This window comes from Paractinoplanes rishiriensis (assembly GCF_016862375.1).
Classification (GTDB): Bacteria; Actinomycetota; Actinomycetes; order Mycobacteriales; family Micromonosporaceae; genus Actinoplanes; species Actinoplanes rishiriensis.
Genome location: NZ_BOMV01000013.1, coordinates 198555 through 219731, shown reverse-complemented (window position 1 = coordinate 219731; position 21177 = coordinate 198555). Strand labels below are relative to the sequence as shown.

The window sequence follows — 21177 nt, the reverse complement described above, 5'->3', positions numbered from 1 at the left end:
GCCGCCCCACACCGCCGCCCCACACCGCCGCCCCACACCGCCGCCCCACGCCCCCGCCGCACGCCGCCGCCACCCACGCCGCCGCTGCCCACGCCGCCGCTGCCCACGCCGCCGCTGCCCACGCCGCCGCTGCCCACGCCGCCGTCCACGCCGCGGCCCGCAGCACTCCCCAGACCTTGACCCGCACACCCCCTCAAACGGTGGTGCAACTGCCAAGATCGCGGCCGACCAGGCAGTACGGCGCCCGCCCACCCCTTTTGCCGCAAACGTCCCCCGCTGGCGCCGGCCCGCGACGCGATGTTGTCGATCTGCTGTCGGTGATGACCGTTCGGGGATGACCGTAGATCGCCAAGATCTGGACCCGGCGGTCCATCAGGGCCCGCCTAAAGCATCACTTGTCGGATATGTTCCGAGGACCTGCGCCACCGCACCAGCGCGCCGGCGGTGTCCGCAACGGTGGGTGAGGACCGCGCGGACTGCACATCACGCGACCACAGGGCTGGGATGGTGGTCCGCCGCGGCGCTGTTCGGGTCGCGGCAAATGCCGGGGCATCAAACGGTGGTCGATCCGCCAAGATCGCGCCGGAGACGGGTGCTCACCAAGCGGGCTCAGGGCAACCCAAGACCTCGCCCGTGCTGCCGGCCGGCGAAGGCAGCTCTCCCCGCTGCCGGTTCAGCTGGCCAAGCGGAACGTCTCCGCGTGGCGCTGGCGGGCCGGCACCTTCAAGGTCCTTAATGTCCGGAGCACCGCATCCGTCATCGCCGCGGGGCCGCACACGAACACGTCGCGCTCCGTTACGTCGGGGACCAGTGCGACCAAACCCTCGGGGCTGAACGGCTCGTTGCCTGGGCCCGTGCGGCCGGTCAGCAGGTGCAGGCGGGCTCCGCGTACGGCTGCAAGGTTTTGCATTTCTCCCAGCAGGACCGCGTCGCGCTGGGTTCGCGTGCGGTAGAGCACCACGATGTCGCCGGCCAGGCGGTCGTCCTCCAGCAGCGCCCGGATCGGGGTCACGCCGATGCCGCCGGCGATCAGCAAAGTCTTGCCGGTGGCGCGCTGGGCGGCGGTGAAAGCGCCGTACGGGCCCTCGGCGAACACCCGCGTGCCGATCGCAAGGTTGCGCAAGCCGGCGCTCGTGGTGCCGATGCCCTTGGCGGTCAGGCGCAGCGAGCGACCGTCGGGAGCCGCGGACAGTGACCACGGATTGACCTGCCACCACGGGTTGTGGCCGAGGAACCGCCACAGGAAGAACTGGCCGGCCCGGGCGTCGAGCCGCTCCAGATGCTGGCCGGTGAGATAGACCGAGACCGTGTCGTCCGACTCCGGCACGACCGCGGCGACTCTGAGCTGGTGGCGGGCGTTACGCAGCAGCGGAAGCAGGAAGCGCCCGATCAGCAGCGCCAGGATCGCGAACGCCCACAGCCCCCACCAGTAGACCTGGGTGAACACGTTGCTCTTGAACGCACTGCCCTCATAGATCTGGTGCACGATACCGAGGGTGACGATGACGTACACGACCAAGTGCAACGCGTGCCAGATCTCGTACGAAAGACGTTTGCGCGCGATCCGCACCGAGGTGGCCGCCACGATCACGATCAGCACCACGGCGGTCATGCCGAGCAGCACGGGCAGCTGGCGGGCCAGGTTCGGGATCTGGGCGAAGAACGAGATCTTGTCGAGCTTTGCGTAACCCAGCAGCACAAAGGTCGGGTGCAGCAGCGCCAGCCAGAAGATCGTGAAACCGGTCCAGCGGTGCCAGGTGGTCAGTTTGTCCATGCCGACCCGCCGGTCCAGGAACGGCAGCCGCGCGATCAACAGCAACTGCAATGCCATCGCGAACGCAAGATGCATGCCGAGGATGCGTCCGACCGCGACGAAAGCGTTGTAAGCCGGCCGCACCGGCGTCGCCAGCATCAGCGCGATGATCACCAGGTTGGCGGCCAGGAAAGCCCAGAGGACGACGTGAGCGGTGCGGGCCGTGCTGGCGGTACGTGATGGCGGTTGCGTCACGGCGATCATCCGAGTCTCCCCTGGTGCTGCATGGCCGTCGGACTTCACTGGTAATCGACGTAGGTTGAGGCCGCAATCAGCCTGCTGACAAGAGCACCCGGGCGTGTTGGCGCCGGACCGCAATACTGGACCGACGTCCGGACGCGGCCGGCGGGTGAGGAGCGGGCAATGGCGCAGGTGGCGGGGCCGGGCGACAGCGGGAGCGAGCGCCCGCCGGCGCGAGGTTCAGCGCGGGTCACCCCAGGCGCGCAGGTCCCAGCTCAACCCGGTCCCGAGTACGCCGAAGCACCGGAACCGCAGGACCCGCCCAAAAGAGCGGCCGGCCGCGCCACGGTCCCGCCACCCGAACCCGCCGCAGTCTCGAGCAACGCGAGCCCGTCCGGACGCGCCCCCGCTTCGCCCGCCGCTCCCACCCCGCCCGGGCAAAGTGGACGCGCCCCCGTCTCACCGCCCGGCAGCGGACGCGCCCCCGTCCCACCGACCGGCAGCGGACGCGCCTTCGTCCCACCGCCCGGCAGCGGACGCGCCAGCGGCTCGCCTCCCCCGCCCGGTGCGGCGCCAGGCGGCCCGGCCACCCAGCCCGGCCGTGCCAGCGTCCCGGCACCTAGATCCGCAGCGACGAGCGTGGGTCCGCCCGGCTCAAGGGAGGCCGCAGTCCCGCCTGGCGCACCGATTTCGCGGGGCGCCGCAACCCCGATCGAAGCGGTGGGACCGGGGGCCGCCGCAGGACACGCCGGACCCGAGAATCGGTGGGCCGCCAACCCGCCGGGTGCCGCTGACGGGCCGCGGCGTCGACGGCTGCTTCTCGTTGCGCTGCTGCCGGCCGTACTGCTGCTCTCTGCTCTTGGCGCCGGCAGCGCGGTTCAGCTCAACCGGGACCTCCCCGCCGCCACCCTCACCACCGATGTCGCCGCCACGCTGCGCATCCCCGGCAAAGCACCCAATCTGCCCTGGCCCAGCCAGGGTGCCGCGGAGCTGATGATCGAAGGACTCGGCCGCCTCGGTGGCAAGGGCAGCGACAAACCCGCCCCGATCGGCAGCGTTGCCAAGGTCATGACCGCCTACGTGATTCTGCAGAGTCACCCGCTGGAAGGGGACGAGGAGGGGCCGACACTCACCGTGACGGCGGCCGATGTGGCCGACTTCACGTCGCGGATCGCTTCCAACCAGTCGCTGGTGCCGGTCGTGGTGGGGCAGCAGCTGACGCAGCGGGATGCGCTCGAGGCACTCATGCTGCCGTCCGCCAACAACATCGCGCACCAGCTCGCGGTGTGGGACGGCGGGGATGAGGCCTCGTTCGTGGCCAAGATGAACGCGGCCGCCGACGAGCTGGGCATGGACGACACCGAGTACTCGGACCCGAGCGGCTATCTGCCCACGACCGTCAGCACCGCCGCTGACCAGGTCAAACTCGGGCGGGCCGCGATCAGGTCGGAGGTCTTCGCGGAGATTGTGGCGCGCACCGAGGCGACCATTCCGCGCAACGGCACTATCCGTAACTACAACGACCTGCTCGGCAAGCAGGGCGTGTTCGGGATCAAGACCGGATCGACCACCGAGGCGGGCGGCAACCTGCTCTTCGCCGCCAAGCTGAGCGCGGGCGGTCGCACGTACACCGTGGTCGGTGCGGTTTTCAATCAGCCGGGCACCGGAACGCCGCAGCAGCTCGCCCGGGTCAACACGGTGGTCCGCAAGTTACTCAGCGCGGTCCGCAGCACCGTCAAGGAGCATGAACTGCTCGCCGCGCAACCGGTCGGCACGGTCACCACCGCCTGGGGGTCGACCGCGAGCGTCACGCCGGTGACGTCACTCAAGGTGGTCGGCTGGCCGGGGCTCGCGATCCCGGTCGAGGTCACCACCTCGGCCCCGGGGCCGGGGGTCACGTCCGGGCAGGTGGTGGGCGCGGTGCAAGCTTCGGGGGTACGCGTGGACCTCGCCGCCGACCGCGCGACGGCCGAACCGGGACTGTGGTGGCGTCTCAAGCGCCTAGGCTGACGCGAAACCGCGCAGCGCCCGGTCCACGTCCTCGTCCGTCAGCTGGTGGAAGTCGGTGTACCACTCGCCCACCGCACGGAACCCGGGCGGCGCCGCCAGGCAGATGAGCTGGTCGGCGTCCCCGCGCAGGCCCTCGTACGCCGGCGGCGCGCACACCGGGATCGCCAGCGCCAGCCAGCGCGGCTGCTGGTGGCGCAACCCGCGCAGCGCGGCCCGGGCCGTCACCCCGGTCGCCAGGCCGTCGTCCACCAGCACCACGCAGCGGCCGGCCACCCGCGGCGCCGGACGACCACCCCGGTAACGCCGGGCGCGGCGGGCCAGCTCGGCGCGTTCGGCCCGCACGGTGCCGGCCAGGTCGTCCACGGTCAGGTCCAGCCGGCCCAGTGCGGTCGTGTCGAACACCGGCGGCCCGTCCTCGGCGATCGCGCCCACCCCGTACTCCGGCTGGTGCGGCGCCCCGATCTTGCGGGCCAGCAGCAGGTCCAGGTCGCCGCCGATCCGCTCCGCCACCTGCACCGCAACCGGGACCCCGCCGCGCGGCAGGGCCAGCACCAGCGGCCGGCCGGGACCGTCGTCCGGCAACACCCGGGACACCTCGTCGCCGAGCCGGCGACCGGCCTCGTCCCGGTCGGCGAAGGTCACCTCAGATGCGCCGCGAACCATGTGCCCGCCTCCTCGGCGACGGCGTCGAGCGTGCCGGGCTCCTCGAACAGATGCGTGGCACCGGGAATGATCCGCAGCTCGGCCGCGACCGTCATGGCGTTGCGGGCCTGCTCGTTGATCTCGACCACCGGCAGGTCCTTCTCGCCGACCACGAGCAGGGTCGGCGCGGTCACCTGGATCAGTGCCGGGCCGGCCAGGTCGGGCCGGCCGCCGCGGGAGACCACCGCGTGCACATCCTCGGGCCGGGCGGCGGCCGCGACCAGGGCGGCGGCTGCACCGGTGCTGGCGCCGAACAGCCCGATCGGCAGGGTCCGGCTGTCCTCCTGCCCGGTGAGCCAGTCGACCAGCCCGATCACCCGGTCGGCCAGCAGCCCGATGTCGAACCGCAGGTCGCGGGCGTGCGCGTCGCGTACCTCCTCCTCGTGGGTGAGCAGGTCGATCAGCAGGGTGCCGAGGCCCCGGCGGCCCAGTTCGTCCGCGACCCTCCGGTTGCGCGGGCTGTGCCGGGAGCTGCCCGTGCCGTGCGCGAAGATCACCACGCCGTGCGCGTTGCGCGGCAGCCGCAGGTCGCCCTCGAGTTCGGTTCCGCCCGCCGGGAACCGCGTCGTCACCGTGCTCGCCGTCGTCATGCCAGCGCTCCCTCCGAGTCGGTGGTCATACCCCTTTCGGGCGACCCTATACGTCCGACTTGTCGGAAGATCAGGGAACGAGGAGAGCCCGCAGCGCGCGTTCGGCCACCGCGAACTCGACCCGGCGCCCGCTGAGCAGTTCGGCGTACAGGACCGACTCCATGACCCGGACATACAGGAACGCCAGGGGGTAAACGTCGTCCTCGGGGCCCGCGGCGCCGGCCTCCACGAAGATCTCGCCCTGGGCCAGAACGGCCCGCCGGTGCACCTCGCCCGAGCCGGTGAACAGCACCCGGGCGGCGGTCTGTGGCTCGTCCGCGACGAACCGGCGCATCGGTGGGGACGACCACAACCGCTCGGCGAACCGCCGGGACACCTCGATCACGCCGTCGGCACCGGACGCCCTGCGCGCGGTCCGGGCCCGGTCGAGCAGCCGCCGGGCCAGGTGCCAGAGCGCGTCGCCGAGCAGCGCGTCCCGGCTGCCCGCCACCCGGTACAGCGTGGCCCGGCTGATCGCCAGTTCACCGGCGAGCGCGTCCATGTCGAGTGAGCCATGTCCCTGGAACTGGCGCACCGCACCGCGTACCACCTCGCCGTGCCCGATCACCCGGCGAGCATTCCGCACCGTTCCCACGTCGGTTCGCCGCCCCCTTCCCCACCGCTCTTCGCCTTTGTCCGTCTCCCTGGGCGCAAGGCGTCCACTATGGCGAACACCGCTAGTTCTCACCTGGTTCAAATCTTTTCGGCGGTTGATACCGCCGTCTCACGGCTGGTCATTTCTCGAACCGGATCTGTCACCGGATTCGTATGAGCGAGCAATTCCAAAGACCGTGGGAGACCCAGATGCCTGCAACCAGAAGACGCAAATCCCTCCGGCCGCGCAACGTGATCGCCGCAATACTCGCCACCGCATTGGCGGCCGCCGCGGTCACGCTGATCCCGGACGCGGACGCCGCCACGTCGTCGTTCCAGCGCGGCCCGAATCCGAGCGCGGCCAGCATCCGGGCCGCCGACGGCCCGTTCGCGATCACCCGGACCAACGTGTCCCGGGGCGCGGCGAACGGCTTCGGCGGTGGCGACATCTTCGCCCCGAACGACACCAGCCAGGGCACGTTCGGCGCGGTCGCGATCGCACCCGGCTTCACCGCGTCCCGCAGCAGCATGGCCTGGCTGGCACCGCGGATCGCGTCGCAGGGCTTCGTGGTGTTCAACATCGACACGCTGAGCACCTCGGACCAGCCCGCCTCGCGCGGCCGGCAGCTGCTCGCGGCGCTGGACTTCCTGACCCGCACCAGCAGCGCGCGAGCCAAGATCGACCCGAACCGGATGGCCGTGATCGGTCACTCGATGGGTGGCGGCGGCTCCCTGGAGGCGGCCCAGGACCGGCCGGAACTCCAGGCCGCGATCCCGCTGACGCCGTGGAACCTGAGCAAGAACTTCGGCGACCTCCAGACCCCGACGCTGATCATCGGCGCCCAGCGGGACAACATCGCGCCGGTGCGCACCCACTCCGAGCGGTTCGCCGCCAGCCTTCCGAACGGCGTGTCCTCCGGTTACCTGGAACTGGCCGGCGCCTCGCACTTCGCCCCCAACGTCCCGAACGCGACCATCTCCTCGATGAGCGTGGCGTGGCTGAAACGCTTCGTGGACGACGACACCCGATTCGAGCAGTTCATCTGTCCGGGTCCGAACTCCGGGGTGAGCCAGTACGAGGTGAGCTGCCCACTCATCTAAATATTTGAATTCACCATTTCGAATGGTCGCGGCGGCCCGCCGGACACGGTCCAGAAATTGCGCCACGGCGGGCCGCCGGGTCCGATAAATACCGCCTCACCGGACGCCGCGGCCCCTCGTGACCGGCAGGACTGGCCCTAGCTCGAGCGGGCGGCCAGCTGATCCCGGCGGCGGAGCAGGTACGCGGTCTCGGCGGTGTTGGCGGTCAGCGCGATGGCCCGGTCGTAGGCCTGCCGGGACTCCTCGCTGCGGCCCAGCCGGCGGAGCAGGTCGGCACGGGTGGCGTGGTAGGGGTGGTAGTCGTCCAGCGGCAGGGCGTCGACCTGGGCCAGGGCCACCTCGGGGCCGTCCAGCTCGGCGATCGCGACCGCCCGGTTCAGCCGCACGATGGGCGACGGGTCCAGGCGCAGCAGCTGGTCGTAGAGGGCGACCACCTGCGACCAGGCGGTGTCCCGCACGTCCGGGGCGTCGGTGTGCACGGCGTTGATGGCGGCCAGGAGCTGGTAGCGGCCCGGCGCCTCGCCGGTGGCCAGCCGGGACCGGACCAGGGCGTGGCCCTCGGCGATCAGGGCGCGGTCCCAGGCGCCGCGATCCTGCTCGGCCAGCACCACCAGCTCGCCGGCGGCCGACACCCGGGCCGTGCGGCGGGCCTCGGTCAGCAGCATCAGGGCCAGCAGCCCGGTCACCTCGCCGTCGGCCGGCAGCAGGGCGTGCACCAGGCGGGTCAGCCGGATCGCCTCGGTGGTCAGGTCGCTGCGGATCGCCTCGGCGCCCGGGTTCGAGCTCAGGTAACCCTCGTTGAAGATCAGGTAGAGGACGGTCAGCACCCCGGTCACCCGGGCCGGGATGTCCTCGCGGTACGGCACGCCGTACGGAATCCTGGCGTCTTTGATCTTGGATTTGGCCCGGGTGATCCGCTGACCCATCGCGCTCTCCTGGACCAGGAAGGCACGGGCGATCTCGGGCACGGTGAGGCCGCCGACCATGCGCAGGGTCAGCGCGATCCGGGCCTCCATGGCGAGCGCGGGGTGACAGCAGGTGAAGACGAGCCGGAGGCGGTCGTCGTCGATGGCGCCGAGCGGCTCCGGGGTGTCGGACAGCATCAGCGCCTCCCGGTGTTTCTCCTCGCGCCGGACCTCCCGGCGGAGCCGGTCGATGGCCTTGCGGTGGGCCGTGGTGGTGAGCCAGGCGCCGGGATTTGGCGGTACGCCGTCGGCGGGCCAGCGCTCGACCGCGGTGGCGAACGCCTCGGCCGCCATCTCCTCGGCGATGTCCAGGTCACCGAACCGGCGGGCCAGGGCGGCCACCACCCGGGCCCACTCCTCGCGGTGGACCCGGGCGACGACCTCGGCGGCGTCGGTCACGCGATGCCCAGGAACGGGCGGAGCTCGACCCGCCGGTTGCAGCTCTTCGACCCCTGCGCGGCGAGCCGCAGCGCCAGGTCGAGGTGATCGGCCTCGATGACCCAGAAGCCGGCCAGAAACTCCTTCGACTCGACATAGGGGCCGTCGGTGAACACCGGAGCGCCGTCCCGGGCGTCGATCACGGTGGCCGCGTCCGTGCCGGCCAGCCCGCCGGCGAACACCCAGTGGCCGTCGGCCCGGAGCTGGTCGTTGAAGACGTCGATCGCGGCCATCTCCTCGGGGGTGCCGGAGTGCGTGCTGCTGTCGGCGAGCACGGAAATCAGGTAGTGCGCCATCGGGATCGTCTCCTTGTCAGGTTGCTTGGCTGCCTGTCACCCCTGCTACGAGCGCCGCGGCGGCGATCCGACACGGTCCGCCGAAATTTATCCGACCGTGCGGCGGTCGTCGGCGTCGCGGCTGGTCAGGCCCTCGCGGTCGAGGAGTTCCAGCAGCGGCACCGCCACCCGGCGGGTGGTGTCCAGGGCCCGGCGGGCCTCGCTGAGGGTGAACGGCTGCGGCAGGGCGGCCAGCCGGGGTACGGCGCGTCCGGGTGTGCCGGGGCGCAGGAAAACCTGCGGCGCGAGGCGGAACAGCAGGCCGGCCCGGACCGCGGCGGCCAACTGGCGCTCGGCCAGGCCCAGAGCGGCCAGGTCGTGGGCCTCCGGGGCGGCGAACTCGCCGAGCCCGTCGAAGGCCCGCCCGACCAGGTCGGCCAGCTCGGCCGGTATGCCGGGCGGGCCGGCCGAGATGCGGCCCGCGGCGCTGGTCAGCGGTGGCCGGACCAGGGCCTCGACCAGGGCGCGGTCGGGCAGGCCGAGGCGGTGGCGCAGCGCCTCCACCGGGGCGCCGGGCTCCAGCGGATGCTGGTCGCGGTAGGCGGTGACCTCGCCGGCCAGGCGGGCGGCCAGGTGTTCCCAGTGGGCGCGATCGGCGTACCAGTCACCGGTCACCGGCCGGCCCGCCGGTGGCACGCCCATCGCGGCCAGGTCGGCGCCGGTCACCAGCAGCCGGCGGCGCAACTCGCCGGCCGGGTCGGGGCGGCCGTCCATGGCGGCGAGGGTGGCGGCCCGGGCCCGGGCGGCACCGCGGCGGGACAGGCCGGGCGGGACGACGTCCAGCACGGTGACGCCGCCGGCGACGTGGTGGCGGCCCGGGTCGCGCAGCAGCGCCCGGTCGCCGACCCGCAGCGGCAGCGGACGGGCGAGACGCAGCCGGCAGGTGTCGGCGCCCAGCGGGCGGACCCGGACCGGGACGGACGCGGAACCCGCGTGCAGGGTCAGGGTGGCGGGCAGGCCGGTGGCGGGGTCGCCGGTGATCCGGACGTCGATCAGGTCGGTGGTGCGGAACCGGCCGGGGGTGAGCAGGGCGGCGCCGCGGGTGATCCGGTCCCGGGGGACGCCGCGCAGGTTGACCGCGACCCGGGCGACGGCGGTGATCTCGCCGGCGGGTTCGCCGAGCGCCTGGAGCCCGCGGATCCGCACGAGCGGCCCGGCGCCCAGCCCGGCGGCGCCTCCCCGCCCGCTGGCGCCTCCGCGCCCGGCCGCTGCGTCCAGGGCCAGTTCGTCGCCCACCCGCAGGCGGCCGGCACCCAGCGTGCCGGTGACCACCGTGCCGGCGCCGGTGATGGAGAAGGCGCGGTCGATCCACAGGCGCACCGGCGCCGCCGGGTCCGCCGCCGGGAGCCGGGCCACCAGGCGGTCCAGGGCGGCGCGCAGCTCGTCGAGGCCGGCGCCGGTGGTGCCGCTGACCGCAACCGCCTCCACATCGGCCAGCGGGGTGCCGGAAAGTTCGGCGCTGGCCTCGGCGGTGGCGGCGGCCGGGCCGGCCAGGTCGCTGCGGGTGACCACCAGCAGGCCGTGCCGGACGTCCAGGGCGGTGAGGGCGGCCAGGTGCTCGGTGGACTGCGGCTTCCAGCCCTCGTCGGCGGCCACCACCAGCATCGCGGCGGGGACCGGGCCGACGCCGGCCAGCATGTTCGGCACGAAGCGCTCGTGGCCGGGAACGTCCACGAAGGCCACGGTGGCCGCCGAGGGCAGGGTGGTCCAGGCGAAGCCCAGGTCGATCGTCATGCCGCGGCGGCGTTCCTCGGCCCAGCGGTCCGGCTCCATCCCGGTCAGCGCCCGCACCAGCGTGGACTTGCCGTGGTCGACGTGGCCCGCGGTGGCGATGACGTGCACGGTCAGGCCGCCACGGCGCGGATCGCGGCGATCAGGTCGTCGTCCGCAGCGGGCGGAACGCACCGCAGGTCCAGCAACAGGCGGCCGCGGTCAACCCGTCCCAGCACCGCGGGTGCTCCGGTGCGCAGCGGTTCCGCGTACGGCTCAGGAAGGGAGAGTGACCACGACGGAAGCCGGACCTCGGGCGCGCCACCGCCACCAACGACGGCCTCCGACTCGACCAGCGTGACCGGCACGCCCGCCGTGACCAGACGCTCGCAGGCGCCCGCGGTGCGCTCGCGGAGCACCGCCGGATCGAGGCGCAGGGCCTGCCAGGTCGGCGTCTCGGGCCCGGTGACGGTGGCCTGGAGCGCGGCCAGGGTGAGCTTGTCGACCCGCAGCGCGCGGGCGAGGGGATGCCGGCGCAGGCGGGCGATCAGGTCGGCGCTGCCGAACAACAGACCCGCCTGCGGCCCGCCGAGCAACTTGTCGCCGCTCGCGATGACCAGGTCGGCCCCGGCGCGCAGGGTGGACGCGGCGTCCGGTTCGTCCGGGAGCAGCGGATCGGGCCGCAGCAGACCGGACCCGATGTCGGCGACCACCGGATGCCCGAGAGTGGCCAGTTCCTCGATCGGCGCGGCGCTGGTGAACCCGGTGATCACGAAGTTGGACGGGTGCACCTTGAGCAGGAAACCGGTCTCCGGCCCGAGGGCGCGCTGATAGTCGGCGAGGGCGGTGCGGTTGGTGGTGCCGACCTCGCGCAGCCGCGCACCGGTCGACTCGAGCAGATCGGGCAGCCGGAACCCGTCCCCGATCTCCACCATCTCGCCCCGGCTGACCACGATCTCCTGCCCGCCGGCCAGCGCGGTGGCGGCCAGCACCAGCGCGGCCGCACCGTTGTTGACCACGTGCACGTCACCGGCCTCGGGCACCGCGTCCTGGAGGGCGGCCAGCGCGGTCCGCCCGCGCCGCGCCCGGCGGCCGGTGTGCAGGTCGAGTTCCACGTCGGTGTGCCCCGCCGCGGCGGCCACCGCCAGCCGAGCGGCATCCGACAGCGCGGCCCGGCCCAGGTTGGTGTGCAGCACCACGCCGGTGGCGTTCAGCACCGGCCGCAGCCCGCCCGCGGTCTCCGGCAGCGCGGCCACGGCCGCGTCGGCCACCCGCGCGGGCTCGAGCTCACCGGCGCGGGCGCGGGCTTGAGCGGCGGTGACGGCCGCCTTCACGACGGCCGGTCCGAGCCGTCCGGCGGCATCCGCCAGGCGGGGGTCGGCCAGGACCGCATCGGTACGCGGCACCCGCCGCCGCGGATCGTCGGTGGCCATCGCCAACTCCCTCTGGCGCTCTCAAGGAACCGCCGCGGCGGCCGATATTGGCAACCGAGGCCCCGACCAGCGCGAAGACCTTGGAGCGTCCGTGACACAGCTGATGTATGACTCTTCAGCACAATCTAGGCCACGGCACCGGGCCCCCTCCTCGCGGCCGCCGATGAGCCCGATCGTCATCGTTGTCGCCGTCGTCGGGGTCTGCCTCATCGCCATCCTCGGGTTCGTGCTGGCCGGCGCCTCCGCCGGAACCAGCGCAGCCAGCCCGCCGCCGACCGCCGACGCCGAGGAAGCGTGCCGCGCGGCCATCCGGTCCTCGTGGGAGCGGGGAGACCAGGAGATCAAGGCCCGGTACGCCCGCGAGGAGCCCGGCACCGTCTATCACACCGCGCTCGAGGACGTGAACATCTGGAGCTCCCAGGTGACCGACTCTGCGGTCGTGGTTGCCGGCGACGCCGAGTGGACCCTCCGGAACACGGTCTACTACAACACCGAAACCACCAAGTACACCTGCACGGCAACGATGACGGACGGTCAGATCACGACCCAGGTGAGCTGAGCTAGCTCATTTCAGACCCGATACCACCACGATAGGCGTCTCTGCCTGCGGGCCTCGACGCGCTCACGCACCAAGCGCTGAACCACGGTAGAAAGCGGAGAAACGAGGCACGGGCGGACGGCTACACATTTGCCGTAACCAGTGGGCCAGAACGGGTCCCGCTGAGAACGAGTGGGACCAGAGCGAGCAGGCAAAGGAATCCGGGCTGAGTCGCATCTTCGCAGCTCGGCCCGGGTTCCTCCCGAGGTGGCGGAGGCGGACGGGAATCGAACCCGCCCGGCCCGGATGCCGGGCCGCAACAGTTTTGAAGACTGCGAGGGGCACCAGCCGCCTGAACACCTCCGCCGACCACCCTAGACGCCGCGGTGGAACACTTGCCGGGTGAGGCTCACTGAATACGCGCACGGTGGCGGGTGCGCCTGCAAGATTCCGCCCGGCGAGCTGGAGGCGGTGGTGGCCGGGCTGTTCGGTGACAGCGCGCCGGACAGCCTGCTGGTGGGGCTGGACGACGGCGACGACGCGGCCGTGGTGCGGATCGCGAACGGGACCGCGGTGGTGGCCACGGCCGACTTCTTCACGCCGGTGGTCGACGACCCGTACGACTGGGGGCGGATCGCGGCGGCCAACGCGCTCTCCGACGTGTACGCGATGGGCGGCACCCCGGTGGTCGCGGTCAACCTGCTGTGCTGGCCGCGCGACCGGCTGCCGATGGAGATGGCCGCCGAGGTGCTGCGCGGTGGCCTCGACGTGGCCCGCGAGGCCGGCTGCCCGGTGGCCGGCGGCCACAGCGTCGACGATCCGGAACCCAAGTACGGCATGGCGGTGACCGGCGTGGCCGACCCGGCCCGGCTGCTGCGCAACGACCGCGGCGTGGCCGGCGTACCGCTGACCCTGACCAAGCCCCTCGGCATCGGCGTGCTGAACAGCCGGCACAAGGCCACCGGCGAGGTCTCCCCGGCCGCGGTGGCCGCGATGATCACCCTGAATCGCGACGCCGCCGCGGCCGCACTCGCCGCCGGCGCGGTCTGCGCGACCGATGTGACCGGGTTCGGGTTGCTCGGCCATCTGCACAAGCTGGCGCGGGCCAGCGGCGTTACGGCCCGCATCGATCCGGGCGCGGTGCCCTATCTGCCGGGGGCGCGGGAGGCGCTGGCCGCGGGATACGTGAGCGGCGGCACCCGGCGCAACCTGGACTGGGTGCGGCCGCACCTGGCGGCCGGCGACGTCAAGGAGGACGAGTTGCTGCTGCTGGCCGACGCGCAGACCTCGGGCGGGCTGCTGGTGGCCGGCGAGGTGCCGGGTTTCCCGGTGATCGGCGAGCTGACCCCGGCGCGGGCCGGGGTCAGCATCGAGATCGGTCAGGCGCCGACGTAGTCGGCCAGGTGTTCGCCGGTCAGGGTGGCTCGGGTGGCCACCAGATCGGCGGGAGTGCCCTCGAAGACCACCTTGCCGCCGTCGTGCCCGGCGCCCGGGCCCAGGTCGATGATCCAGTCGGCGTGGGCCATCACGGCCTGGTGGTGTTCGATGACCAGGACCGACTTGCCGGTGTCCACCAGGCGGTCGAGCAGGCCCAGCAACTGCTCCACGTCGGCCAGGTGCAGGCCCGTCGTCGGCTCGTCCAGGACGTAGATGCCGCCTCGTTCGCCCATCTGCGTCGCCAGCTTCAGGCGCTGGCGCTCGCCGCCCGACAGGGTGGTCAGCGGCTGGCCCAGGCTCACGTAGCCGAGCCCGACGTCGGCCAGGCGTTCCAGGATCTTGTGGGCTGCCGGGTTCTTTGCCTCGCCGTCGCCGAAGAACTCCTCCGCCTCGGTCACCGACATCGCCAGGACCTCGCTGATGTTCTTGCCGCCGAACCGGTATTCGAGCACCTCGGCCTGGAAGCGCTGGCCCTCGCACACCTCGCAGACCGTGGAGACGCCGGCCATCACGCCAAGGTCCGTGTAGATCACGCCGGCGCCGTTGCAGTTCGGGCAGGCACCTTCCGAGTTCGCGCTGAACAGCGCGGGCTTGGCGCCGGTGGCCTTGGCGAACGCCTTGCGGATCGGATCCAGCAGGCCGGTGTACGTGGCCGGGTTGCTGCGCCGGGAGCCGCGGATCGGGGTCTGGTCGATGGCCACCACGCCGTCCCGCCTGGCCACCGAGCCGTGGATCAGGCTGCTCTTGCCGGAGCCCGCCACGCCGGTGATCACCACCAGCACGCCCAGCGGGATGTCCACGTCGACGTCCTGCAGGTTGTGCGTGCTCGCGCCGCGCACCTCGAGCTTTCCGGCGGGCGTACGCACCGACTCCTTGAGCTTCGCGCGGTCGTCCAGGTGCCGGCCGGTCAGGGTGTCGCTCTTGCGCAGGCCGGCCAGCGTGCCCTCGTACATGACCTGGCCGCCCTCGGTGCCGGCCCGCGGGCCCAGGTCGACCACGTGGTCGGCGATCGCGATCATCTCGGGCTTGTGCTCGACCACCAGCACCGTGTTGCCCTTGTCGCGCAACTGGACCAGCAGTTCGTTCATCCGCTGGATGTCGTGCGGGTGCAGGCCGATGGACGGCTCGTCGAACACGTACGTCACATCCGTCAGCGAGGAGCCCAGGTGCCGGATCATCTTGGTGCGCTGGGCCTCGCCGCCGGACAGCGTGCCGGACGGGCGCTCCAGGCTCAGATAACCAAGACCAATTTCCACGAACGAGTTCAGCGTGCGCCGCAACGAGCCGAGCAGCGGGGCGACCGAGGGCTCGTCGAGGTCGTTGACCCAGTCGGCCAGGTCGCTGATCTGCATGCTGCACGCGTCCGCGATGCTGATGCCTTTGATCTTGGAGCTGCGGGCCGCCTCGCTGAGCCGGGTGCCGCCGCACTCGGGGCAGGCGGTGAACGTGATCACCCGCTCCACGAAGGCGCGGATGTGCGGCTGCATGGCCTCGACGTCCTTGGCCAGCATCGACTTCTGGATCTGCGGGATCAGACCCATGTAGGTCAGGTTGATGCCCTCGATCTTGATTTTGACGGCGTCCTTGTAGAGGAGGTCGTGCATCTCCTTCTTGGTGAACTTGCTGATCGGCTTGTCCGGGTCGAAGAAGCCGCAGCCGCGGAAGATCCGGCCGTACCAGCCCTCCATGGTGACCCCGGGCACCCGGATCGCGCCCTCGTTGAGCGACTTGCTCGCGTCGTACAACTCGGTCAGGTCGAAGTCGGTCACCGAGCCGCGGCCCTCGCAGCGCGGGCACATACCGCCGGTGATGCTGAAGCTGCGCCGCTCCTTGCTGGTCACCCCGCCCTTGTTGAGGGTGACCGCGCCGGCTCCGGAGATCGAGGCGACGTTGAAGGAGTACGCCTGGGGCGAACCGATGTGCGGCCGGCCGAGCCGGGAGAAGAGGATGCGCAGCATCGCGTTCGCGTCGGTCGCCGTGCCCACCGTGGACCGCGGGTCCGAGCCCATCCGCTGCTGGTCCACGATGATCGCGGTGGTGAGACCGTCCAGCACGTCCACCTCGGGCCGGGCCAGCGTCGGCATGAAACCCTGGATGAAGGCGCTGTACGTCTCATTGATCATGCGCTGCGACTCGGCCGCGATCGTGTCGAACACCAGCGAGCTCTTGCCCGACCCGGACACCCCGGTGAACACCGTGAGCCGCCGCTTCGGAATCTCGATGCTGACGTCCTTGAGGTTGTTCACCCGCGCGCCGTGCACACGGATCAGGTCGTGACTGTCGGCAACGTGCTGCGCGCGCGCCATCCTTACTCCATCCCTCGGCAGGTGTTCGATCTTAAGGTCCTAGGCGTCCTGGAGGAGGCCCAGAACGTTTCCGGACGGGTCGGTGAAGGTGGCCACCCGCCGCCCGTTGCCGACGTGCTTGGGTGCGTCCTTCACGCTGCCGCCGGCCGCGGTCACCTCGGCCAGCTTGGCGTCGATGTCGGCGACGTGCCAGTAGCTGACCGGCCCGGTCAGCTCCTCCGGCTTACTCACCGGCGCCAGGCCGATCTGCTGGCCGGCGGCCTCGAAGCCGACGTAATACGGGGAGTCGGTGGTCGGTTCCATGCCGAGCAGCGCGGCGTACATCGCCTTCGCGGCGGCCAGGTCGCTGACGGGGTGAACCACGGTCCTGATGCCCTCGGTGGGGGTGGTGGCGTCCATGGCGGTCACGCTACGTGAGCCACACCGAGGCGGGCTTCTCGTTTCCTGATCGGTTCGGCAGACTTCCGTCATGGTCGCGCTGGCCCCGTTCACCGAAGACGCCCTCCCCGATGTGCAGGTGTGGTTCCGGCATCCCGAGGTGCAGCGGTGGCTGGGCGGGCCGGAGTGGCCGGTGCGCCAGTTCCAGCTGGCCGGCGAGGGCATCGGCGAGATGTTCCGCGGCATGCGCGTGCTGCGCACGCATTCCTGGGTGGCGCGGGACGCCGCCGGCACCGTCGTGGCTCAGGTCGGCGGGGAGGTGTACGACCGGTGGTGCGCGCCCGGCGACCCGGCGGAACCCGGACCGGCGCTGGGCCTGGCCTACGTGGTCGACCCGCTGCGCTGGCGCCAGGGCATCGGCACCGCCACCCTGCGCGCCGTGGTCGACCACCCCGAGGTGTCCGACGTGGTGCTGTTCGCCGCCGGCATCGAGCCGGAAAACGTGGCGAGCACCCGCTGCGCGGTGGCGGCCGGCTTGCTGCCCGACTCGACCGTGCCGGACTTCGAGGGCATCGTCCACCACGTGCTGCGCCGGGGCGCGTGACTCCAGGCTTCCGGCCGGCTGGCCGGGCGATTCGTCAGGCCAGGAAACGCACGCAGTCGGCTGACATCCAGCCCTGGTCGCCGTTGCGGGTCACCGTCACCTGCCAGGCTTCGCCGTCGCCTGCCGTCACCGACAAGGTGGTGTTGCGGGGGTAGTAGTACTTCACGTCGGCCAGTTGACCCTCCGCGTAGGTGGCGTAGAGCGGGGTGAAGGAGCAGCCGGTGACCGCGGGGTCGGCGGCGGCCCGGGCGGGGGTGGCGGTCAGTGCCACCGTGGCGGCTACGGCGGTGGCGGCGGCTGCGGCTGCGGCTGCGGCTGCGGCTGCGGCTGCGGCTGCGGTGATTCTGGAGATCGGTCGCATGGGGCTCAGAATATTGACCTGCATGACCGTTTGCTGTCCCCGAAAGCGACAAAGCTGGTTTAGGCGGACACCGATATGTGCCAGAAGCGGAGTTCGTCGGCGGCGCGTATGACGAGGAGGGTGCCGTCGGGGCTCAGGGTGGCGGCGTCTGCCGGCTGCGGTAGTGGCAGGTCGGCCAGCAGCGCGCCGGTGGCGGCCTGCCAGATCGCGGCCCGGTGGCCTCCGGTGGTGATGATCCAGTCTTTGGCGGTGGGGGCGGCGGGCGCAGTGACGCTGGTGATCGGGCTGCCGTGCGAGAAGGTTGCCTGCTGGGTGTTGGTGTCGATGGTTCGGACTGTGCACCGGCCCTGGGCGTCGCCGGTAACGAGCCAGTTGCCGGCGGGGTCGGCGGCCACGCCACGCAGCGGGGACTGGTCGAAGGTGGCGGCGCGTCTGCCGGTTTCGGTGCGCCAGAGGGCGGCGGTGCCGTCGTCGGCCAGGGTGAGGAAATGAGACCGGCCGGGGACGGATTCGACGTGCGCGACGTGCGGGCCGTGGCGGACCGTCGCCTGGCGGGCGCCGGTGGCGATCGACACCACGTCGGCCCGGCCGTGGCCGTCCTCGCCGATGCCGGCGAGGATCACGCGGTCGCCCTGTTCGGTCACGGCCACCGAGGTGGCGGCGCCGTCGAACTCGATGTTGCGCACGGGCCGCGTGCGGCGTGCGTCCCAGACCGTCGCCTTGGCCGCGGTGTTCCGGTCCGACTGCTTCGTCGAGGCGAACGCCAGCCAGCGACCGGCTTCGCTGTAGGCGACAGCGGTGGCCTGCTCGGGTGGATAGATGCCGCCGGACTGACGGTCCGGCTCGTTGTAGTGCAGGCGGGTGGGGGTCGCCCAGTCCTTGCCGGTCCAGAGCAGCAGCCCGAAACGGGAGTTCGCCACGGCCAGCTCCGGGCGGTCCGGCGCGAACGCGGCTCCCCGGATCGAGTCCAGCCGGGTCAGCTCGGACCTGCCACGGTCGACCGCGGTGAAGGTCAGCCCACCTGCCGCCGCGGGCGAGGCGGGCTCGTCGACGACGGCCAGCAGGGTGGAGATCAGGCGGCCCTCGGGCAGGCTGCCGTCGGTCACGTTCTCGAAGTGCAGATTGTTCAGGCGGAACATCGGGCGCCCGCGCAACAGCAGCGGAAAGACGGGCTTGCCGAGCTGCTCGGCCAGGTTGAGCTCCCGCTCGATCCACACCGACTCGTCCGCCTCGGGGGTCATCACGACGATCACCGCGGTGCAGGAGCGGATCCGGTTCTGCAGAACGTGCTGCCAGCGGTCGCCGGTGGCGAGCTGGTGGTCGTACCAGGTGGGCACGCCCGCGCCGATCAGGTGCCGGGCCAGCCGTTCGACATATGGCCGGTCGGCGCTGCTGTAGCTGACGAAGACGTATCCGCTCACGCGGGCAGGCTATCCACAGTGAACAGTGCGCACTATCGGCCGTCGGGCGGTGCCGGCGTGCCATGCTGCGGGTGCGGCCGCATCCTGCTCCCGGCCGCGCTGATCACGCCTTCGGGCGGTGACTACCAGAGGCGCCCCAGCGCGCCGGCCAGCGTAGCGGCGCCACTCGCGATCAGCAGGGCGGTGCACAGGCGATCGGCGCGGCGGCCGGTGAGGATCCCGGGGCGGTCGAGGACGGCCACCAGGACGCCCCACGCCACGGCCAGGGCACCGATCAGCCACCCGTACATGGGGATCAGCGTGCCGGGGCTCCGCCAATGGGTGATGGCCGGAAGCTGAACATCGGACCTATACGTATCGATGCCAAGCGGAGGTCTTGGAAACGGACCTTACGCGGCGGTTCGGGGCGTAGCGTCTGGTATGTGGGCACCTCTCGTGGCCGCATTCTGAGCCGCCGGTCCGGGCTTGCCGTTGGCCTGGTCATTCTGCTCGGCGTGCTCGGGACGGGGCTGTCAGCGTTCGCGTTGCACGTGTCGGCGCGGAACTGGACGGAACGCGCGTTCGAGCATAAACAGGACGTCATCACGAAGGTGGTGACCGCGGAGCTGATCCAGTACGGGACGGCGCTGGCCGACCTGTCGGCGTCGATGGGCGCGCAGCGGGAGCTGACCGCGGAGACGTTCGCGGCGATCACCTCGCCGATCAACAACGCGCGGCTGCCGGGGGCCACCGAGGTCGAGTACGTCGTGCCGGCCTCGCCCGGCGACGTGCAGCGGGTGCAGTCCGAATGGCGGCGCCGGGGCAGCGACGGCCTGACCCTGCGGCCGGCGCCGGGCGCGGGCGGCGAGCACTACTTCCCGGTGCTCGGGCACGCGCTGGTGCCGGGCGCCGCGGCCGTGGGTGGCGGCGTGTCGCAGGCCGAGGTCGTCGACGCGCTGCGCCGGGCCCGGATCGAGGGTGGCATCACCACCAGCGCCACCTACCAGCCGGCCGGTGCCGCCGAGCGGGCCTTCGTGATGGTCGCCGCGGTGCACGACGCCGGGCGGTTCGAAGGCTGGGTCACCATGACGTTCGACGGCCGGGACTTCCTCGGGGCGCCGCCCGGCATCATCGGCGGCAACCAGGTCAGCGTCGAGCTCGCCGACATCTCGCGCGGGCCGCCGGTGACGATCGCGACCTGGCAGCCGGGCGCGAAGCCGTACTCCGGGCTGCCGGCCCGGACCGTCGAGTTGACCCTGCCGCCGAAGCAGTGGGTGCTCACCATCCGGCCGACCGTCCGGCTGCTGCCCGCCACCGAGGAGTGGCTGGCCCGCGGCGCCGCGGTGATCGGCGGGCTGATCACGGTCCTGCTCGCCACGCTCACCGCCACCGTGGTGACCTCGCGCGACCGGGCCGTGCGCCGGGTCGACCAGGCCACCGCCGAGCTGCGCCTCGACATCGAACGCCGGGAGGCCGTCGAGCAGCAGCTGCTGCGGCGCGAGGAGGAGCTGGTCGGGTTCGCCGGGGTGGTGGCGCACGACCTGCGCAGCCCGCTGGCCACCGTGATCGGCTTCGCCGGGCTGATCGCGGCGGCGGACGAGGGTGGCCTGTCCGAGAAGCAGCGCGCCAACCTCGCCCGGGTGCAGAACAGCGCGGCCCGGATGCAGGCGCTCATCGACGACCTGCTCGCGTACGCGACCGCCGACAACACCACGCTGCGGATCACCCGGATCGACCTGGACGAGATGGTCGACAGCATCCTGGCCGAGCGCCTCGGTGCTGCCAGCGCGGCCGCGGCCACCCGGGTCGACCGCGGCACCCTGCCCGCCGTGCAGGGCGACCCCACCCAGGTACGCCAGGTCCTGGACAACCTGATCGGCAACGCGATCAAGTACACCCCGCCGGAGCGGGCCGCCGAGATCCGGATCAGCGCGGCCCCGGCGGCCGACGTCGGGATGAGCCGCATCGAGGTGGCCGACCGGGGCATCGGCGTACCGGAGGCGCAGCGGGCCGAGGTCTTCAACGCGTTCACCCGCGCCGAGGGCAGCGAGAAGTTCCCGGGCACCGGCCTGGGGCTGGCGATCGTGCAGCGGATCGTGGAACGGCACGGCGGCAGCGTGGGCGTGGAAGCCAACCCGGGCGGCGGCACTGTCTTCTGGTTCACCCTCGCGACGGCGGCCGAAGGTTTCACAGGTATTAACGGAACCAGAGAATCGCTCGTGCGGGCCGAGCACACCCACTAA

The 21177-nt window shown here is 72.1% G+C and carries 20 protein-coding genes and 1 tRNA gene; 7 read left to right on the top strand and 14 right to left on the bottom strand.

Features of this window, described 5'->3' with window-relative positions; genetic code table 11:
* A partial coding sequence (locus Ari01nite_RS10030) for a hypothetical protein (RefSeq protein ID WP_203780860.1) occupies positions 1-180 on the top strand: 180 nt, incomplete at its 5' end.
* A gap of 493 nt (positions 181-673) precedes the next feature.
* On the opposite strand, the gene Ari01nite_RS10025 is transcribed toward Ari01nite_RS10030, so the two are convergent.
* Complete coding sequence (locus Ari01nite_RS10025; protein WP_203780858.1) at positions 674-2017, bottom strand: ferredoxin reductase family protein; 1344 nt, start codon at positions 2015-2017, stop codon at positions 674-676.
* A 696-nt stretch (positions 2018-2713) separates the two neighbouring features.
* Here Ari01nite_RS10025 and Ari01nite_RS10020 point away from each other — a divergent pair.
* Positions 2714-4003 (top strand): D-alanyl-D-alanine carboxypeptidase family protein, encoded by a 1290-nt coding sequence (locus tag Ari01nite_RS10020; protein ID WP_239162619.1) that lies wholly within the window; start codon positions 2714-2716, stop codon positions 4001-4003.
* Here the strand turns inward: Ari01nite_RS10020 and Ari01nite_RS10015 are convergent.
* The 3 genes from Ari01nite_RS10015 to Ari01nite_RS10005 form a co-directional block, all read right to left on the bottom strand.
* Positions 3995-4666: a phosphoribosyltransferase gene (locus Ari01nite_RS10015; RefSeq protein ID WP_203780854.1), complete on the bottom strand. Its 672-nt coding sequence runs from the start codon at positions 4664-4666 to the stop codon at positions 3995-3997. The genes Ari01nite_RS10020 and Ari01nite_RS10015 overlap by 9 nt on opposite strands.
* Positions 4642-5295 carry a dienelactone hydrolase family protein gene (locus Ari01nite_RS10010; RefSeq protein ID WP_203780852.1) on the bottom strand — a complete coding sequence of 218 codons (654 nt, stop codon included), beginning with the start codon at positions 5293-5295 and terminating at the stop codon, positions 4642-4644. Before Ari01nite_RS10010 ends, Ari01nite_RS10015 begins: the two co-directional genes overlap by 25 nt.
* Positions 5296-5365: 70 nt before the next feature.
* On the bottom strand, positions 5366-5920 hold the full coding sequence (locus Ari01nite_RS10005) for a QsdR family transcriptional regulator (RefSeq protein WP_239162618.1): 555 nt from the start codon (positions 5918-5920) through the stop codon (positions 5366-5368).
* 218 nt (positions 5921-6138) lie between these two features.
* On the opposite strand from Ari01nite_RS10005, the gene Ari01nite_RS10000 reads away from it, so the two are divergent.
* The gene (locus Ari01nite_RS10000) at positions 6139-7029 is read left to right on the top strand and encodes an alpha/beta hydrolase family protein (protein ID WP_203780850.1); all 891 of its coding nucleotides are present in this window, start codon (positions 6139-6141) and stop codon (positions 7027-7029) included.
* Between the two features lie 137 nt (positions 7030-7166).
* On the opposite strand, the gene Ari01nite_RS09995 is transcribed toward Ari01nite_RS10000, so the two are convergent.
* The 4 genes from Ari01nite_RS09995 to selA all read right to left on the bottom strand — a co-directional run bounded on the left by Ari01nite_RS09995 (position 7167) and on the right by selA (position 11910).
* Positions 7167-8393 (bottom strand): RNA polymerase sigma factor, encoded by a 1227-nt coding sequence (locus tag Ari01nite_RS09995; RefSeq protein WP_203780849.1) that lies wholly within the window; start codon positions 8391-8393, stop codon positions 7167-7169.
* Positions 8390-8728, bottom strand: coding sequence for a YciI family protein (locus tag Ari01nite_RS09990; RefSeq protein WP_203780848.1), 339 nt, complete (start codon positions 8726-8728; stop codon positions 8390-8392). Before Ari01nite_RS09990 ends, Ari01nite_RS09995 begins: the two co-directional genes overlap by 4 nt.
* Positions 8729-8815: 87 nt before the next feature.
* Complete coding sequence (gene selB / locus Ari01nite_RS09985; RefSeq protein WP_203780847.1) at positions 8816-10609, bottom strand: selenocysteine-specific translation elongation factor; 1794 nt, start codon at positions 10607-10609, stop codon at positions 8816-8818.
* Positions 10610-10611: 2 nt separating this feature from the next.
* Positions 10612-11910, bottom strand: coding sequence for an L-seryl-tRNA(Sec) selenium transferase (selA, locus tag Ari01nite_RS09980; RefSeq protein WP_203780845.1), 1299 nt, complete (start codon positions 11908-11910; stop codon positions 10612-10614).
* Positions 11911-12073: 163 nt separating this feature from the next.
* On the opposite strand from selA, the gene Ari01nite_RS09975 reads away from it, so the two are divergent.
* Complete coding sequence (locus Ari01nite_RS09975; protein WP_203780844.1) at positions 12074-12469, top strand: hypothetical protein; 396 nt, start codon at positions 12074-12076, stop codon at positions 12467-12469.
* Between the two features lie 247 nt (positions 12470-12716).
* Here Ari01nite_RS09975 and Ari01nite_RS09970 read toward each other — a convergent pair.
* Positions 12717-12812 (bottom strand) — tRNA-Sec (locus Ari01nite_RS09970).
* A 38-nt stretch (positions 12813-12850) separates the two neighbouring features.
* Between Ari01nite_RS09970 and selD the strand changes: the two genes are divergently transcribed.
* Positions 12851-13843, top strand: a complete 993-nt coding sequence (gene selD, locus Ari01nite_RS09965; RefSeq protein ID WP_203780843.1) for a selenide, water dikinase SelD — start codon at positions 12851-12853, stop codon at positions 13841-13843.
* Here selD and Ari01nite_RS09960 read toward each other — a convergent pair.
* On the bottom strand, positions 13828-16191 hold the full coding sequence (locus Ari01nite_RS09960; RefSeq protein ID WP_203780842.1) for an ATP-binding cassette domain-containing protein: 2364 nt from the start codon (positions 16189-16191) through the stop codon (positions 13828-13830). The two genes, selD and Ari01nite_RS09960, sit on opposite strands and share 16 nt — an antisense overlap.
* Positions 16192-16230: 39 nt before the next feature.
* On the bottom strand, positions 16231-16590 hold the full coding sequence (locus Ari01nite_RS09955) for a VOC family protein (RefSeq protein ID WP_203780841.1): 360 nt from the start codon (positions 16588-16590) through the stop codon (positions 16231-16233).
* 70 nt (positions 16591-16660) lie between these two features.
* Between Ari01nite_RS09955 and Ari01nite_RS09950 the strand changes: the two genes are divergently transcribed.
* On the top strand, positions 16661-17173 hold the full coding sequence (locus Ari01nite_RS09950; protein ID WP_203780840.1) for a GNAT family N-acetyltransferase: 513 nt from the start codon (positions 16661-16663) through the stop codon (positions 17171-17173).
* 34 nt (positions 17174-17207) lie between these two features.
* Here Ari01nite_RS09950 and Ari01nite_RS50840 read toward each other — a convergent pair whose 3' ends face one another.
* The 3 genes from Ari01nite_RS50840 to Ari01nite_RS09935 all read right to left on the bottom strand — a co-directional run bounded on the left by Ari01nite_RS50840 (position 17208) and on the right by Ari01nite_RS09935 (position 19245).
* Complete coding sequence (locus tag Ari01nite_RS50840; protein WP_203780839.1) at positions 17208-17534, bottom strand: hypothetical protein; 327 nt, start codon at positions 17532-17534, stop codon at positions 17208-17210.
* Positions 17535-17593: 59 nt separating this feature from the next.
* The gene (locus Ari01nite_RS09940; protein WP_203780838.1) at positions 17594-18955 is read right to left on the bottom strand and encodes a toll/interleukin-1 receptor domain-containing protein; all 1362 of its coding nucleotides are present in this window, start codon (positions 18953-18955) and stop codon (positions 17594-17596) included.
* A 122-nt stretch (positions 18956-19077) separates the two neighbouring features.
* A complete protein-coding gene (locus Ari01nite_RS09935) occupies positions 19078-19245 on the bottom strand; it encodes a hypothetical protein (RefSeq protein ID WP_203780836.1) in 168 nt (55 codons plus the stop codon).
* A 132-nt stretch (positions 19246-19377) separates the two neighbouring features.
* On the opposite strand from Ari01nite_RS09935, the gene Ari01nite_RS09930 reads away from it, so the two are divergent.
* Positions 19378-21177 carry an ATP-binding protein gene (locus tag Ari01nite_RS09930; RefSeq protein ID WP_203780835.1) on the top strand — a complete coding sequence of 600 codons (1800 nt, stop codon included), beginning with the start codon at positions 19378-19380 and terminating at the stop codon, positions 21175-21177.